Genomic DNA, 16,798 nt, shown 5'->3' with positions numbered 1-16,798 from the left:
GTCCGCGCGCCGTTGGCGCCTTGCTAAAGTTTTATGCAATATATTTCCGGTTAACCGTCCCGTTTAGCCCTTTGGTAGGGACTTGCCCGCATATTGCTCGCAGATGGCGGGTGATCGGGTCTCACGATCATTGGCATGATGCCGCTCCGTCATACCGGAAAAGCCGGTATGTCAAAAACACCCTGTAAAAATCAAGGTACGAGTAGCCATGTCCAGTATCATGACGAACGCCTCGGCGCTGACCGCGCTGCAGAGCCTGAACAACACCAACAAATCCCTCGAGCAGACGCAGGCCCGCATCTCGACCGGCTACCGCGTTGCCACCGCTTCCGACAACGCCGCTTACTGGTCGATCGCGACCTCGATGAAGTCCGACAACAAGGCCAACTCGGCCGTGCAGGACGCCCTCGGCCTCGGCGCCGGCAAGGTTGACACCGCCTACACCGCCATCAACGACGTCAAGGACCAGGTCGACCTGATCAAGACCAAGCTGGTCACTGCCCGTAGCGCCTCGAAGGAAGACCAGCAGAAGATCGCGACCGAAATCAACGCCATCCAGGCGCAGATCAAGTCCTCGGTCGCCAACGCCAACTTCGCCGGCTCGAACCTGCTGCAGAACGACGCTGCCGCTGCGTCCGACCTGAAGATCGTTGCGGCTTACAACCGTACCGGCGCGACCGTCACCATCGACACCATCGACGTCAAGGCAGCCGATACGCAGGTTCTCGATGTCGCCGGCACGGGCGGCATCGTCGGCGGCCTGCTCGCCGCTGCCTTCTTCGACCCGAGCACCACGGCGGTTACCCCCGCCGCCATCGACACCGCGCTCGGCACTGTTGAAACCGCGCTTGCCAAGCTGTCCACCGGCGCTGCCTCGCTCGGCGCCGCCAAGTCGCGCATTGACACCCAGAAGAGCTTCCTGTCGAACCTGTCGGACTCGATCGACAAGGGCGTCGGCGCGCTGGTCGACGCCGACATGAACAAGGAATCGACGCGGCTGCAGGCCCTGCAGGTCCAGCAGCAGCTCGGCATCCAGGCGCTGTCGATCGCCAACGGCAACTCGCAGTCGATCCTGTCGCTCTTCCGCGGCTGATCTCTCGACATTACGACTGACACCATCCGTCGGGCCGCGCCAACAGCGCGGCCCGATTTCTTTTGCGGCTGTTGATTGTCTTGCTGAATGGCTGCCGATTTTTGCTCTTGGCCAGCGCCCTGAATGGCTTGGTTTAACAGGCCGTTAACCATATCCCGGTAGTCATGGTTAACCATTCCATGGCGGGCAGACCATACGGTCGATGGGCTTATGCCTACCCCCTTGATGAAGTTGATCCGGCGTGTTCGGGACACGCCAGTGTTTGAAAAGGGGTAAATATCTTGGCTAGCATCATGACGAACGCTTCGGCTCTGACCGCGCTGCAGAGCCTGAACAACACCAACAAGCAGCTTGAAACCACCCAGTCACGCATTTCGACCGGCTACCGCGTCGCCACCGCCAGCGACAACGCCGCCTACTGGTCGATCGCCACCACGATGAAGTCCGACAACAAGGCGCTTTCGGCCGTTCAGGACGCGCTTGGCCTCGGCGCCGGCAAGGTCGATACCGCCTACACCGCCATCACCGACATCAAGGACCAGGTCGACCTGATCAAGGCCAAGCTGGTCACTGCACGCAGCGCCAGCAAGGACGACCAGCAGAAGATCGCGACCGAAATCAAGGCCATCCAGGACCAGATCAAGTCGTCGGTCACCAACGCCTCCTATGCCGGCTCGAACCTGCTGCAGAACGACGCTGCTGCGACCTCCGACCTGAAGATCGTCGCGTCCTATAACCGCACCGGCACGACCGTCGCCATCGACACCATCGACGTCAAGGCGGCCGACACGCAGGTTCTCGATCTTCCTGGCACTGGCGGCATCGTCGGCGCTCTGCTGGCGACGACCTTCTTCGATCCCAGCACCACCCAGGTCCTCCCGGCGGCCATCGACACCGCACTCGGCGCCGTTGAAACGGCGCTTGCCAAGCTGTCCACGGGTGCCGCCTATCTCGGCGCCGCCAAGTCGCGCATCGACACCCAGAAGAGCTTCCTGTCGAACCTCTCGGACTCCATCGACAAGGGCGTCGGCGCGCTGGTCGACGCCGACATGAACAAGGAATCCACGCGGCTGCAGGCCCTCCAGGTCCAGCAGCAGCTCGGCATCCAGTCGCTGTCGATCGCCAACGGCAACTCGCAGTCGATCCTGGCGCTGTTCAAGCAGTAAGCCTGACCCGGCTTTCTCTTCCTTGAATAGGCCGCGCCAACAGCGCGGCCCTTTCCTGTATGGGTGTGTTTTGACGCATGTCGTTGACCCGGAACCGCTGCACACTTCCGGGCGACATGCTCTATCATCTTCGCACAAGCTTCGCGGTCTAGTGTTCCCACGGAATATCATGCTGGGAGCGCTTGAATCGTGCCGCAACAGATCCAGAGCATCATCTCGAATCTCAGGGCATTTGGCGTCAGGCGCCTTGCCATGCTGGCCGGCATTGCCGCATTGGTGATGGCCGTCATCGGCATCGGCTCGGTCTATCTCAACCGCCCGGCCTATGAGACGCTCTATGTCGGGCTCGATCGCTCCGACGTGAACCAGATCGGCCTGGTGCTCGGCGAAGCCGGCATCGGCTTCGACGTCGGCTCCGACGGCACCTCCGTGCTGGTGCCGGCCGGCACCACCGCGCAGGCGCGCATGCTGCTCGCCGAAAAGGGCCTGCCGACCAGCGCCAATGCCGGCTACGAACTGTTCGACAATGTCGGTTCTCTTGGCCTGACCTCCTTCATGCAGCAGATCACCCGCGTGCGCGCGCTGGAAGGCGAGATCGCCCGCACCATCCAGTCGATATCCGGCATCAAGGCCGCCCGCGTTCACATCGTCATGTCCGAGCGCGCCAATTTCCGCCGCGACGAACAGCAACCCTCCGCCTCGGTGGTCATCCGCTATTCCGGCATCGACGCCGAAAAGAGCGCCATGTCGATCCGCCATCTCGTCGCCGCCGCCGTGCCGGGCCTGTCGGCCGACAAGGTTACCGTGCTCGATTCCAACGGCAACCTTCTCGCCGCCGGCGACGATCCCTCCAACACAAGTGCTGCCCGCACGCTCGGCGTCGAGCAGACCGTCGAGGCGCAGATCGGCGACAACATCCGCCGCGCGCTGACGCCTTATCTCGGCCCCGACAATTTCCGCGCCAGCGTCAAGGCCGATGTCAACACCGACACCCGCCAGACCGAAGAGACGATCTTCGATCCGGAGTCACGCGTGGAGCGTTCCGTGCAGTCGGTGCGCGCCAACGAAAACAGCAATCAGAGGCAGGCCTCGACCCCGGCCACCGTCGAGCAGAACCTGCCCGAGACCCAGGCGACCAGCACCGATGGTCCGCAGACGTCATCGGAGAATGATCGCAAGGAGGAGATCACCAATTACGAGATCAACTCCAAGAAGATCGCCACAGTCTCGAACGGCTATTCCGTCACCAAGATGTCGATCGCCGTCGTCGTCAATCAGCAGCGGCTGATGACCATCCTCGGCAAGGACGCAACGCCCGAGCAGATCGCCAAGCGCGTTGCCGACATCCAGAAGATGGTGGCTTCGGCCACTGGCTTCGACGACAAGCGCGGCGACATCATCGATGTCTCGGCCGTCGAGTTCATCGACGGGCTCGACGGCGAGGCGGTCGAACAGCCGGGCATAATGGCGTCGATCGGAACCCATGCCGGTACGATGATCAACGCCGGCGCTTTCATCGTCGTGGTGTTCCTGGTCGCCTTCTTCGGCCTGAGGCCGATGGCCACCGCGCTGAGCGCGCGGCCGACGCCGGCACTTGCCGGTCCGAGCTTCGACGACGTCCAGCGTTCACTGCCGACACCCGAAGCCGCCAGCGCCGAACAGGCGCCGGCTGCCTTGCCCGGCAGCCGCCCAGGCCCGACTCCACTCGACGATCTTCGTCAGAAGATCAGGCCGGCGCCGCAGGAGCGGCTTGCCCGCATGGTCGACATCAATGAGGAGCGCACCGCGCAGATCCTGCGCAAATGGGCGGCCCAGGAAGCAGCGGTATAGACCATGGCCTCGGCAGCGCTTTTCGACCTTTTGCCGGATTTCGGCGCACGCAGCCAGCGTGCCGGCCAGCCCTCGCTCGCCGCCATGGCCGAGCCAAGGCCGGAGACGTCGGCGCCGCAGGCCGACATCGGCGCGCTGATCGCCGAAGCGGTCATCGATGCCGAAGCCGCCCTTGAAGCCCGCCTTGCCATCGCCCACCAGGCAGCGCTCGAGGCGCAGAGACAGGCCAACGCCGATGAAGCAAAGGCCTTTCTAGAAAGTTTCGGCGGCGATCTCGGCGCGGTCGTCACTGCCCGCATCGAGATCATGGAGGCCAAGGTCAGCGACCTCGTCGGCGCCACCATTGCGCGCATCATTGGCGGCCTTGTCAGCGACGATCTGCAGAAGCGTTCGCTGGAAACCCTTGCCGGCACGATCCGCGAAGCCGTCGGCGACAGCGAGGCGGTGCGCATCGCCGTGCGCGGACCGCTGTCATTGTTCGAGACGCTGAAGGCTTCGCTCGGCCCACGCGCGGCCAATCTCGATTTCGTCGAGGCGCCCGGCTTCGACCTTACCGTCGCCATTGACGAGGCGGTGTTCGAAACCCGCATTGCCGAATGGTCGGCCGCCTTGTCGGAGGCCCTGTCATGAGCGAGGGCCCTCTTACGAACGAGTGGACGTCATGAGCGTTGTCGAGGCCGCAGACGCCAGGCATGAGATCATCATCGTGCGGCGCAACCACGACGACCACGACGACGCCCACCATGGCGGCGTCTGGAAGATCGCCTTTGCCGATTTCATGACTGCCATGATGTGCTTCTTCCTCGTCATGTGGCTGATCAACGCCGCCAACGAGCAGACCAAGGCAGCCGTCGCCAGCTACTTCAATCCGGTCAAGCTGGTCGATCGCAACGCCAGCCGCAAGGGCCTCGAAGACCTCGGCGATGGCCCGAGCAAGGTCGGGCTGACGGCGGACGACCCGCGGGACAAGACCAGCAAGGCCGGACAGGACGGCGTCGGCGGCGCCGGTACTTCCGACAAGGAGCAATCGAAGGAATCGGCGCCAAAGACGGATCTTTCCGACGAGCATCTGTTTGCCGATCCCTATGCGGTGCTGTCGGAAATCGCCACCGACACCGGCGTCATGCAAAATGTCAGCGAGAAGGGCGATGGCGGCGCGCAGGCGTCCGGCCCGGCTACCGGCGCATCCGGCGGCCAATCCTACCGCGACCCGTTCGCGCCGGATTTCTGGTCGCAGCAGGTGGCTGCACCAGGCGCCGAAGCCACCGCCGAACGCACCAAGATCGAAGGCGATCCCCTGAAGCCGGGTGACAAGGCGGCACAGACGCAAGTGGCGGAGGTGAAGGCCGTGCCGGCCGCGCCGCCAGTGGCCGCGGCGCCGCTCGAGCCGCTGGCGAAATCCGTTTCCGATAAGCCGCTGACCAAGGCTGAAGCCAAAGCAGAGGCCAAGGCTGAAGCAGCGAAGGCCGAAATTGCAAAGGCCGAAGCCGCCGAAGCACAACCCGCACCCAAACCCGAAGCCGCGGAAAAAGCGCCGACGGCCGCCACTGTTAGAGCCGCGGCGCAGGTCAAGCAGGAACTGGCCGAGGCCTTCAAGCCAGGCGACAAATTGCATAATGGCGTCTCCGTCGAAGCCACCGACAAGGGTGTCGTCATTTCGATCACGGACCAGTTCGATTTCGGCATGTTCGAGATCGGATCGGCGGTGCCTAGGCGTGAACTGGTGCTGGCGATGGAAAAGATCGGCCGCATCGTCAACGAGCAGAAAGGCACGATCAGCATCAACGGCCACACCGACGCGCGGCCGTTCCGCAGCGACACTTACGACAATTGGCGGCTGTCCACGGCGCGCGCCCATTCCGCCTATTACATGCTGGTGCGCGGCGGCGTCGACGAGCGCCGCATCACCGAGGTCGCCGGCTTCGCCGATCGCGAGCCGAAAATTGCAGCCGACCCGATGGCGGCCGCGAACCGCCGCATCGAAATCCTGATGGCGACCGACGGATGAGGCGCGCCGCCATCATCGGCCGCGCCGTCGGGCTGCTGCTGCTGAGCGCTGTCCATCCGCCATCGGCCTTCGCCGAGGACGGCTTGCAGCCCTATCAGCTGGTGCGCTCGCTGCAGCTTGTGCAGGACCGCATCGCCGCCGGCGATCACGCCGCGCTGCCGATGCAGGCCAAGCTGCTCGAAATGGCCGACACAAGGCTGCGCGCGGCGGACGCAGATGATTTCAGCGACCCGAAGAATTTTCGCGCCTTGCTGGTCTATGGCATGAGTGGCGGCAACCCCGTCACCGTCGAGGCGGCGGTGTCGCGCGCCAAGACCGACCCGCAAAGCCTGACCATCGCCAAGGGCATTGTCGATTATCTGAACGGCCGGCAGGCGGCTGCGATCGAGGCGCTGAAGCCGATCGATCCGATGACCCTGCCCCCCGATGTCGGTGCCTTTCTGGCGCTGGTCAAGGGCTCGCTTCTCGCCACCGAGCAACCGGTCAGCGCGCTTGCGCTGCTCGACGATGCTCGCCTGCTCAGCCCCGGCACGCTGGTCGAGGAAGCAGCACTGCGCCGCTCGGTCGGCATCGCCGCCGCGCAAGGCGACGGTGCGCGTTTCGCGCTTGCCTCAACCCAATACGTCGAAGACTACCTCTATTCGCCCTATGCCAGCCAGTTCGCCGACGCCTTCGTCTCCGGCGTCATCACGCTGCACATGGCGATCAGCCAGGACAAGCTCGCCGACATCACCGCAATGATGGATCCAGAACGCGAGAAGGTGATCTATCTGCGCATCGCCCGCCGCGCCGCGATCGACGGCTTTGCCGATCTCTCCGCCTTTGCCTCGGCCAGGGCTGAACGGGGCCGCGACGGCATCCACAATCAGGACGATCCGCGCGCCCAGCTCTATTCCAGCCTGTCCACGGTAACGTCCGGCACCATCGGCGAGGTCCGCGCCAAGCTGGACAAGATCGATCGCAACCAGCTTTCGCAAAGCGACCGCGACCTGCTCGATGCCGCGCAGGCCGTGGCGGGTGAAGTCATCGCCCCGCCGGCGCCGCTGCCTGCCGAAAAGCCCGCACCTGCCGCGGCCAGGCAGGAGCCGGTCAAGACCGCGGCCGTGGAAAGACCCGACGAGCCAGAGCTGCCGCCGGTCGAAGGCGCGATGCCGGAACAGCCAGCCGCCACAACGTCGAGTGAACAGCCCGCAACCGACCAACCGAAGGCGGCAAGTGAGCCGGCCGCGCAGGCACCGAGCACGCCCGAGCCAAAGGCGGCGGAAACGCCTGCAGTCGCCTCGGCCAGCGATGCGGCTCCGGTCGTGCCGGCATCGGTGCCGGCCCCCGCCGCAGTAGAGCCTACCGATCCCACCGACGCCGCCATGGCGAGGACGCGTCACCAGCTCGATTTGATCGACCAGATGCTTGGAGCAGCCCCGAAATGACCACCAATGTTGGCCAGGCCCTGCCGGCTCCCGCGCACGCCGGATCGAAGCAGTCGGCCTCAAACGCCAAGGGCGGCGACAAAAGCTTCGGCGACATGGTGCGCGGCGACGACGATGCGCCGACACCGATAGGCCAGGGAGCAATTGAGGCCGCGTCGCACGAGCTGCATTGGGCCAAACGCAGCCCTGCCGGTCCCGGCAAAAGCGAAATCCCACACACCCAGTCTGGCAAAACGGGGACGAAATCCGCTGCCGGCAAGGCCGCAAAAGAACATGCCGATAGTGGCCCGGACAAACCATCCAAGGACGCTGAGGTGGCCGGACGAGACGCGGATGCAGGATCGCTGCAGGATCATTTGCCACTGGTGCTGGCGCTGCACGATATCAGGCATTTCTCAACGGTCCGGACAAGCGGGAACGGCATCGCGACGAATGGACAGACTGGGCAACCGGCGCCCGCTGGCGAGGCCACTTCTGCACAGACGTCGCCTCTGAAGAGACACCGCGCAGCGTCCGGCATTGACAACAGACTCGACACGACGACGCGATCGGAACGGGCCAAGCCCGGTACCAGCGTTTCCGCACAGGATCAGGGGCAAAAGCTGCCCGCGATCGGGCTCCAGTCCGGCAAACTGCCGCACCAGGATGGTCCGACGCCTCCTCTACCGGCGGGCCAGACGGCAAGCGACGTTTCGGCACCCGAGGCAAAACGGTCCGCGCCGTCGGCGAAGTCCGTCGATGGAGCCCATTCCGCGGCATCGTCCACACAGGGAAAACAGCCGCCATTCGCTGCGCGCGTCGACATTGTCGCCGAACAGAGCTTCCCCGCGCCGGCGCATAGTCCGATAAACCAAACGACTTCGGCGCTTATCGACGCGCTGGCTTCGGATAACGGCCTGCGGCAAGCGGTTTCGACGCCGTCGACGACCGCCCAGACGGCCGGTTCTGTTGCCGTTCCGACACATATATTGAAGATCGAGCTTCACCCGGCAGAGCTCGGCATGGTCACCGCCAGTCTCAGGCTTTCCGGAGAACAACTTTCGATAGAATTGAAGCCCGAAACCCATGAGGCTTACCGCCGTCTCGCCACCGACAGCGACGCCATCGTGAAGTCGTTGCGCGGGCTCGGCTTCGATGTCGACAAGGTGACCATCCTGCAACCCTCGATAGCGATCCACGCAGCGGCCCGCAGCGATGCAGCGAACTCGCATCCAATGCCGCAAGGCCGCGACCAGTCCGCTTTTCAGCCCGGAAACTCGAGCGGCAACAATACGGGTTCGGGCGGCCACCAGTCGGGAAGAAACCGCAATGACGATGCCCAGGAATTCGGCCGCGCTGGCGCGCCTGCTCGCGAGCGTGCTGGCGACGATATGTTTATCTAGCCTCGCCACCAAGCCGGCCACCGCCGCCACCAACCCTTGCGAGCCCGAGATTTTGCGTGCCGCCGATCGCTATGGCGTGCCGGCCGGCATCCTCTATGCGGTCGGACTGACCGAGACCGGCAAGAAGGGAAGCCTGCAGCCTAATGCGTTGAATATAGAGGGGAAAGCGGTATTTCCAAGGAACCGCACCGAGGCCCTGGCCGCCTTCGAAGCAGCCCGGCGCGAGGGCAAGACACTCATCGATCTCGGCTGCATGCAGATCAACCATCATTATCACGCCGCGCATTTCCGCAGCGTCGACGACATGCTGGACCCGCGCCAGAATGTCGACTATGCCGCGCGCTTCCTGGCCAGCCTGCATGCGCGTCATGTCAGCTGGTCGATGGCCGTCGCCCGCTACCACGCCGGCCCCGACAATGACCCCGCGCAGAAATTCTATGTCTGCCGCGTCATCGCCAATATGGTCGCCACCGGCTTCGGCAAATGGACCCCGAACGCCCGCAACTTCTGCAACCATTAGGTGAATCATCTCTTGCGAACGGCTGCAAATCCACGCCCGGCGGGTGACGTGCCACGTCACCCGTTCGGCAACCAACGATACAACCTCCTGATTGCGGTTATTTCGAAACTCGAAATAACTCCCAAGAAAATAGCTACAAGAAATGATGGTTGTTCAGGATTCCCGGCACCGGTTACGGCTCTTCCCACGGGGCAGATGATCTGATTCGGAGGCGGGGCCGATGATTGTAATCGTTGACGAGCGTGAGCTCGTAACTGAAGGCTATAATTCACTTTTCGATCGTGAGGGCGTCGCCTGTGCAGGCTTCGCGTCCGGTGAATTCGGCGAGTGGGTGACATCGGCCGCCGACACGGATTTGCGATCGGTCCGAGCCTTCCTCATCGGCGACTGCCGCGAAGGCGCCATCTCGCCACGCCAGATCCGCGACCGCACCGGCGCTCCGGTTATCGCGCTCAGCGAACAGCACTCGCTTGAAAATACGCTGCGGCTGTTCGAGAGCGGTGTCGACGACGTCATCCGCAAGCCGGTCCATATCCGGGAGATCCTGGCCCGCATCACCGCCATCCGCCGCCGCGCCCATGAGGACGTCAGCTATACCGAGATCGGCGCCATGCGCATCTTCATGGACGGCCGCGATCCCGAGATCGATGGCCAGCCGTTGCCTCTGCCGCGCCGCGAACGCCGCATCCTCGAATATCTGGCGAGCAACCGCGGACGCCGCGTCACCAAGACCCAGGTCTTCAACGCCATCTACGGCATCTTCGACGAAGAGGTCGAGGAGAACGTCGTCGAGAGCCACATCTCCAAATTGCGCAAGAAGCTGCGCGAAAAGCTCGGCCAGGACCCGATAGATTCCAAGCGCTTCCTTGGCTACCGGCTGGTGTTCTGATGGCGGTCTGCGCCAGCCTCGCGCAAGACAGAAATTATATCCTCGCGACCACAGATGGGCCCAACGATGTTGGGCATTGAGGAGACGTTCGATGAGCCTTTACGGAATGATGCGGACCGGCGTTTCCGGCATGAACGCGCAGGCCAACCGCCTTTCGGCCACAGCCGACAACATCGCCAATTCCGACACCACCGGCTACAAGCGATCCTCGGCCGAGTTTTCGACGCTGATCATGCCGCAGGTCGGCGGCGCCTATAATTCCGGCGGCGTCAACACCACCATCCGCTCGGCCATCAGCGCCCAGGGCGTGCTGCAGTACACGACCTCGGTTTCCGACCTTGCGGTCAACGGCAACGGTTTCTTCGTCGTCCAGGACCCCAGCGGAACGCCTTTCCTCACCCGCGCCGGCGCATTCGTTCCCGACGCTCAGGGCAGACTGGTCAACGCCGCCGGCTACCAGCTGATGGCCTACAGCTACGCCAACGGCACACCGGCTGCCACCGCCAACGGTTTCGAAGGGCTGGTGCCGGTCCAGATCTCCGACCAGGAAATGACCGCGACGCCCAGCACCGCGGGCAACTTCAACGCCAATCTGCCGGCCGGCGCCACGCCGCCCGCCGGTCCGCTGCCGTCCACCAACAGCCCGACGGCGGAATACACGTCGAAATCCTCGATGGTCACCTACGACAATCTCGGCAACAAGAAGCTGCTCGACCTCTATTTCACCAACACCGGGACCGGCACCTGGTCGGTCTCTGTGTTCGACCAGTCCCAGGCGACGCCGGGCACATCCTTTCCCTATACGGGCGGCGCGCTGGCCACGGCCAACCTGACCTTCGACACCACCACCGGCAAACTCACCGGCGCCGTCGATTCGATTACCATCCCCGTACCGGGCGGTGCGTCGCTCGACCTCGATTTGTCCAAGCTGACTCAGCTCGGCACCGGCTTCACGGTCTCCGAAGCCAAGGTCAACGGCAACGCGCCCAGCACGATCGAAAAGATCCAGATCGGCGAGGACGGAGTCATTTACGCCCAGTATCAGGACGGCTCGACCAAGCCGCTGTTCAAGATCCCACTGGCCGACGTCCAGAGCGCCGACAACCTCACCGCACTGCCTGGCAATGTCTATGCGCAGTCCACCGACTCCGGCACCGTGCGCATCGGCTTCGCCAATGAAGGCAAGCTCGGCAGCATCATCTCCGGCGCGTTGGAAAATTCCAACGTCGATATCGCCGAGGAATTGACCAACATGATCGCGGCGCAGCGCAGCTACACCGCTAACTCGAAAGTGTTCCAGACCGGTTCCGACCTCATGGATGTCCTTGTCAACCTGAAGAGATAAACGACGGGCGCCAGGGGAATGAACCCAAACCAGAGCAGCGCGGTGCGCGGATTTCGAATTCAAGGCCACACCGGCAAACCGGCCGGGGTGGTCTGGAATTGCAGGTTTCCGAACGCCGACGCCGCCGACAGGGCAGAGACGTCATCCCCTCCCCACTGGCCTCGTGAAAGACCCGCATGTCGCTGACTTCCGCATTGACCATAGCCCAACAGTCGCTTCAGACCACATCGAAGCAGACCAGCGTCCTTTCCCGCAATATTGCCGACGCCAGCAACCCCGACTATGCCCGCCGCACGGCGGTCGTCGTCAGCAGCGCGCCCGGCGCCCGCTCGGTCGAGATCCAGCGCGCCACCAACGCCCTGCTGTTTCGCCAGAACCTCAGCGCGCAATCGGCATGGAGCGGCCAGAGCACGCTTTACAGCGGAATTGACCGCCTCGCCGTTGCCGTCAACGGCGTCGACAACGCCTCCTCTGCCTCGACCGCGATCGGCAAGCTGCAGAACGCGCTGCAGCTTTACGCCGCTACGCCATCGAACCAGAACCTCGGCTCCAGCGTCATCGACGCGGCCCAGCAGGTGGTGCGCGCTCTGAACGACGGCACCAACGCGATCCAGGATTTCCGCACCCAGGCCGATGGCGAGATATCGACGGCGGTCGACGATCTCAACTCGCTGCTTAGTCAGTTCCAGGACGCCAACAAGGCGGTCATCTCCGCAACCCGTTCGGGTACCGACGCATCCGACGCGCTCGACCAGCGCGACGCTTTGCTGAAGAAGATCGCGGACTATGTGCCGGTGTCGACCTTCACGCGTGGCGACAACGACATGGTCATCACCACCAAGGATGGCACGACACTGTTCGAGACCATTCCGCGCTCGGTAAGTTTCACCCCGTCGGCGGGCTACACGGCCGGCACACCAGGCAACACCATCTACATCGACAATGTGCCGGTCAGCGCCGGGGCTGGCGGCAACACCAGCGCCGACGGCAAGCTCGCCGGGCTCATCACCTTGCGCGACGGCGTCGCGGCCACGATGCAGAGCCAGCTCGACGAAGTGGCGCGCGGCCTCATCACCGCCTTTGCCGAAACAGCACCTTCGCAGCCCGACCGAACCGGCCTGTTCACCTGGTCGGGTGCGCCCGCCATTCCGGCCGCCGGCACGCTGATCGACGGGCTTGCCGGCTCGATCAAGGTCAACGCCGCAATGGACTCGAGCGTCGGCGGCAATCCGGTGCTGCTGCGCGACGGCGGCGCCAATGGTGCGGCCTATATCGCCAACACTGCCGGCAACGCCTCCTATTCGCAGCTCTTGATCGGCTATGGCGACAAGCTCGACAAGCCGATGCCTTTCGACGCTGCGGCCGGCATCACCGTCACGTCCAGCGTCTCCGACTACGCCGCCAATGCCATTGGCTGGTTCGAAGGCCAGCGCCAGCAGGCCTCGAGCAACGCCGACGCCAAGGAGGCGCTGGCATCGCGCACCGCCGAGGCGCTGTCCAACGACACCGGCGTCAATGTCGACCAGGAGATGTCGCTGCTGCTCGACCTCGAACACACCTATCAGGCCTCGGCGCGCATGATGAAAACCGTCGACGACATGCTGTCGGCCCTGCTCGATGCCGTGGGATAAGCCATGAAAGCCACATCCGTCTCCTCAGCCGCTCTCTCCAACGCCGCGCGCTATCAGCAGATGCGCATGCAGGGCGAACTGGTCAAAGCCACTAAGGAATCGATGACCGGCACCGTCGCCGATGTCGGTCTGGCGCTCGGCGCGCGCACCTCGCAGGCGGTCACCTTCTCGCGCGACCTCGACCGGTTGAACGTCATCATCGATTCCAATTCGCTGGTCACCGCTCGGCTGTCCTCGACGCAGGCTGCGCTTGGCCAGCTTTCCGACACTGCGCAGAATTTGCTGACCGCACTGACCGCCGCCGGCAATTCCTCGAGCACCATCACGCAGCAAGCCGGCAAGGCCGCCGTGCAGCAGATGACCTCTATCCTCAATGCCAGCGTCAACGGCGAATATCTGTTTGCCGGCACCAACACCGACGTCAAGCCGATCGACGATTTCACCGCCGCCGGCTCGCCGGCCAAGGCGGCGTTCGACGCTTCCTTCTCGTCGTATTTCGGCTTCACGCAGACCGATCCGCTCGCCGCCAACATCACCGCCGCCCAGATGGACGGCTTCATCACCAGCAATGTCGTGCCGCAGTTCATGGGCGCCGGCTGGCAGGCCAACTGGTCGAACGCCACCGACCAGCAGATCGTCAGCCGCATTTCGCTGGGCGAAACCACCCAGACCTCGGCCAGCGCCAATGAAGACAGCATCCGCAAGCTCGCCATGGCTTCCGCCCTGGTCACCGGCCTGCTCTCCGGCAACATCAGCCAGGCGGCGAAGACCACCGTCGTCGGTCGCGCCCAGGCGATGGTCGGCGAGGCGCTGGGCGGACTCGGCCAGTTGCAGGCCGAGACCGGCCTTGCCGAGAAGCGTGTTTCCGACGCGAGCGACCGCATGAAGACGCAGGTCGACCTGTTCGAGCGCCATATCCTCGATCTGGAGGGCGTCGATCCGGCCGAGGCCGCCACCCGCGTCGCGGATCTGACGCAGCATATCGAGACGTCCTTCGCGCTGACCGCGCGCCTGCAGCAGATGAGCCTGCTGAACTACCTGACCTGACAATCTCAACCGCAACGGTAGAGCCAAACGATGTACCAATTCTCCTACGCCGACATCCAGACCGACTCCGTTGCCGATGCGAAAGATCGCGAGCGGCAGCTTTTGACCCGCTCGATCGAAATGCTGGCGGCGGCGGCGGCGGTCGGCCACACCTCGATGGAAGCGGTCGAGGCGCTGCACTTCACCAACCGGGTCTGGACCACCTTCGTCGAGGATCTCGGTTCCAGCGACAATGTCCTGCCCAAGGAACTGCGCGCCAACCTCATCTCCATCGGCCTGTGGCTGCTGCGCGAGGCCGAGGACATCCGCCAGGGCCGCACCGACAATTTCGAAGGGCTGATCGAAGTGTCCCAGATCATCCGGGACGGCATTCAATGACCAACACGCTGAAGATATCGCTGAAGCCGAACGAGAAGATCTACATCAACGGCGCCGTCATCCGCGTCGACCGCAAGGTCACCGTCGAGCTGATGAACGACGTCCAGTTCCTGCTCGAGAACCATGTCATCCAGGCCGACGATGCCTCGACGCCGCTCAAGCAGCTCTATTTCATCCTGCAGGTGATGCTGATGAACCCGGCCGGCGCCATCGAGGCGCGCGCCATGTTCCGCCGCTCGCTGCCCTTGCTTTTGGCAAGCTTCGAGGATGAGCAGATCAGTGGCGCGCTGAAGCAGATCGACCGCATGGTCGGCGAAGGCCATATCTATGAAGCGCTGAAGGCTATCCGTGCGCTTTATCCGCTCGAACGCCGCGCACTTGGCGGCAATGACGATGTTCAGGGTGCGAAGCGCCCGCTGGCCGTGGGAGCACAATGCTGATGAATGTGGACATGACGACGACGATCCCCACGGGCGCCAACCAGGGTACCCAGCAGACGTCGAAGACAGCGGTCGACTACCAGTCGTTCCTGAAGCTGTTGATCGCCGAGATGAAGAACCAGGATCCGACGAAACCGATGGATTCGACACAGTATGTCGCCCAGCTCGCCACCTTCTCGCAGGTAGAGCAATCGGTGCAGACCAACACCAAGCTCGACCAGATCATGCAGTCGTCGGCGCTGTCGCAGGCCGATGCCTTGATCGGCCGCTCGATCACCTCGGCCGACGGCAAGACGACCGGCGTCGTGGCCTCGGTCAAGCTTGCAAGCAACGGCGTGATCGCCGTGCTGCAGAACGGCACCGAAGTGCCGGTCGGCGCGGGCGTTTCGATAAAGCCGGCCAGCTAGACAGTTCCATAGAGGCGCGCTCACATGAACGAGGCCGACGCCCTAGACATCGTCCAGTATGCGGTGTGGACGGTGCTCGTCGCGTCCGCGCCGGTGGTGCTGGTCGCCATGGTGGTCGGCATCGGCATCGCCCTGATCCAGGCCCTGACCCAGATCCAGGAAATCACCCTGACCTTCGTGCCCAAGATCGTCGCCATCATGCTGGTCGTGGCGCTGACCGGTCCGTTCATCGGCAGCCAGATCTCGGCCTTCACCAACGTCATCTTCGAGCGCATCGAAAACGGGTTCTAGGCAGCGCTTGCAGGCGGCTGTGTTCCGGCTAGATTGCAGGCCATGACTCAGGCAGAACTCACCGGCAGGCCATGTGCGGAATAGCCGGCGTCTGGCGCAAACGAAACCCGATCGACGCCAACGACCTGTCGGATGTCGCCAGCATGATGCAGGCGCTGGTACATCGCGGCCCCGACGATCATGACAGCTGGCACAACAATCGGCTGGCGCTCGGTCACCGCCGACTTACCATCATCGATCCCTCGCCCGCCGCCCGTGAGCCGATGCTGACTTCTTCCGGCGATGGCGTTCTCGTCTACAATGGCGAGGTCTACAATTACCGCTCGTTGCGCGAAACGCTGCAGGCCCAAGGCGTCGTCTTTCGAACCATCTGCGATGCCGAAGTGGTTCTCGAAGCCTTGCATCACTGGGGTCCCGAAAAAGCCGTGCCGCTGTTCGACGGCATGTTTTCCTTCGCCTATTTCGACGCTCGCAACAGTGCGCTGTGGCTTGCGCGTGACCGTCTTGGAATCAAGCCGATGTCGGTGGCCGACACGCCGGAGCGAATCCTGTTCGCCTCGGAGGACAAGGCGATCCTCGCCTGCGACGGTTTTCCGCGCGACATCGACAGCCGCGAGATCACCTTGCGGCTTGCCTGGCAGAGCCGCGATTCCAGCTACAGCCTGTTCGACCGCATCGAGCGCCTGCCGCCCGCCGGCCTGTGGAAGATCACCGATGGCGTTATCGAGAAGCGCCGCTTCTGGCATGTGCTGGACGTGCTGGAGACCGCGCGCATTACCGGCGATGCATCCGCTGATGCTGAACAGATGGCGACGCTCGAGGCGTTGCTCAAGGACAGCGTCGGACTTCACTGCATCGCCGATACCAGCGTTGCCACCGCCTGCAGCAGCGGTGTCGATTCCGGCCTGATAACGGCGCTGGCAAAGCGGTTCAGNCGATACCAG

16 protein-coding genes and 1 pseudogene are annotated in these 16,798 nt (G+C 63.7%); all 17 read left to right on the top strand.

Translation table 11 applies throughout. From position 1 onward, the window contains the following. The first annotated feature begins 208 nt into the window (after nt 1–208). On the top strand, nt 209–1,093 hold the full coding sequence (locus tag X751_RS156415) for a flagellin (protein ID WP_023683303.1): 885 nt from the start codon (nt 209–211) through the stop codon (nt 1,091–1,093). A gap of 281 nt (nt 1,094–1,374) precedes the next feature. Next, nucleotides 1,375–2,259: a flagellin gene (locus X751_RS156420; protein ID WP_023683302.1), complete on the top strand. Its 885-nt coding sequence runs from the start codon at nt 1,375–1,377 to the stop codon at nt 2,257–2,259. 189 nt (nt 2,260–2,448) lie between these two features. Further along, the gene (fliF, locus tag X751_RS156425; protein WP_023686350.1) at nt 2,449–4,089 is read left to right on the top strand and encodes a flagellar basal-body MS-ring/collar protein FliF; all 1,641 of its coding nucleotides are present in this window, start codon (nt 2,449–2,451) and stop codon (nt 4,087–4,089) included. A gap of 3 nt (nt 4,090–4,092) precedes the next feature. Continuing rightward, nucleotides 4,093–4,719, top strand: a complete 627-nt coding sequence (locus X751_RS156430) for a hypothetical protein (protein WP_023686351.1) — start codon at nt 4,093–4,095, stop codon at nt 4,717–4,719. A 31-nt stretch (nt 4,720–4,750) separates the two neighbouring features. Beyond that, the gene (locus X751_RS156435; protein WP_023744230.1) at nt 4,751–6,097 is read left to right on the top strand and encodes a MotB family protein; all 1,347 of its coding nucleotides are present in this window, start codon (nt 4,751–4,753) and stop codon (nt 6,095–6,097) included. Then, a complete protein-coding gene (locus X751_RS156440) occupies nt 6,094–7,524 on the top strand; it encodes a chemotaxis protein (protein ID WP_023744229.1) in 1,431 nt (476 codons plus the stop codon). The genes X751_RS156435 and X751_RS156440 overlap by 4 nt, the downstream gene beginning before the upstream one ends. Next, nucleotides 7,521–8,906, top strand: coding sequence for a flagellar hook-length control protein FliK (locus X751_RS156445; protein WP_023686354.1), 1,386 nt, complete (start codon nt 7,521–7,523; stop codon nt 8,904–8,906). The genes X751_RS156440 and X751_RS156445 overlap by 4 nt, the downstream gene beginning before the upstream one ends. After that, complete coding sequence (locus X751_RS156450; RefSeq protein WP_050587388.1) at nt 8,833–9,426, top strand: transglycosylase SLT domain-containing protein; 594 nt, start codon at nt 8,833–8,835, stop codon at nt 9,424–9,426. The genes X751_RS156445 and X751_RS156450 overlap by 74 nt, the downstream gene beginning before the upstream one ends. A gap of 220 nt (nt 9,427–9,646) precedes the next feature. Further along, on the top strand, nt 9,647–10,315 hold the full coding sequence (locus X751_RS156455) for a response regulator transcription factor (protein ID WP_023683295.1): 669 nt from the start codon (nt 9,647–9,649) through the stop codon (nt 10,313–10,315). 91 nt (nt 10,316–10,406) lie between these two features. Further along, a complete protein-coding gene (locus X751_RS156460) occupies nt 10,407–11,660 on the top strand; it encodes a flagellar hook protein FlgE (RefSeq protein ID WP_023691731.1) in 1,254 nt (417 codons plus the stop codon). Between the two features lie 176 nt (nt 11,661–11,836). Continuing rightward, a complete protein-coding gene (flgK, locus tag X751_RS156465; RefSeq protein WP_023744228.1) occupies nt 11,837–13,291 on the top strand; it encodes a flagellar hook-associated protein FlgK in 1,455 nt (484 codons plus the stop codon). 3 nt (nt 13,292–13,294) lie between these two features. Then, nucleotides 13,295–14,338 (top strand): flagellar hook-associated family protein, encoded by a 1,044-nt coding sequence (locus X751_RS156470; protein WP_023744227.1) that lies wholly within the window; start codon nt 13,295–13,297, stop codon nt 14,336–14,338. A gap of 30 nt (nt 14,339–14,368) precedes the next feature. After that, nucleotides 14,369–14,716, top strand: a complete 348-nt coding sequence (gene flaF / locus X751_RS156475) for a flagellar biosynthesis regulator FlaF (protein WP_023671893.1) — start codon at nt 14,369–14,371, stop codon at nt 14,714–14,716. After that, the gene (gene flbT / locus X751_RS156480) at nt 14,713–15,156 is read left to right on the top strand and encodes a flagellar biosynthesis repressor FlbT (RefSeq protein ID WP_023744226.1); all 444 of its coding nucleotides are present in this window, start codon (nt 14,713–14,715) and stop codon (nt 15,154–15,156) included. The genes flaF and flbT overlap by 4 nt, the downstream gene beginning before the upstream one ends. Further along, on the top strand, nt 15,156–15,563 hold the full coding sequence (gene flgD, locus X751_RS156485) for a flagellar hook assembly protein FlgD (protein WP_023671895.1): 408 nt from the start codon (nt 15,156–15,158) through the stop codon (nt 15,561–15,563). The genes flbT and flgD overlap by 1 nt, the downstream gene beginning before the upstream one ends. Before the next feature lie 24 nt (nt 15,564–15,587). Further along, nucleotides 15,588–15,854, top strand: a complete 267-nt coding sequence (gene fliQ / locus X751_RS156490) for a flagellar biosynthesis protein FliQ (protein WP_023671896.1) — start codon at nt 15,588–15,590, stop codon at nt 15,852–15,854. Nucleotides 15,855–15,925: 71 nt separating this feature from the next. Beyond that, nucleotides 15,926–16,780: pseudogene (locus tag X751_RS1000000168420) on the top strand (asparagine synthetase B); the annotation flags it as partial. Nucleotides 16,781–16,798: the final 18 nt, after the last annotated feature.

The organism is Mesorhizobium sp. LNJC394B00 (assembly GCF_000502555.1).
In the GTDB taxonomy this organism is placed as follows: domain Bacteria; phylum Pseudomonadota; class Alphaproteobacteria; order Rhizobiales; family Rhizobiaceae; genus Mesorhizobium.
The sequence above is the reverse complement of the archived record's forward strand: the minus strand, read 5'-3'. Positions and strand labels throughout refer to the sequence as shown.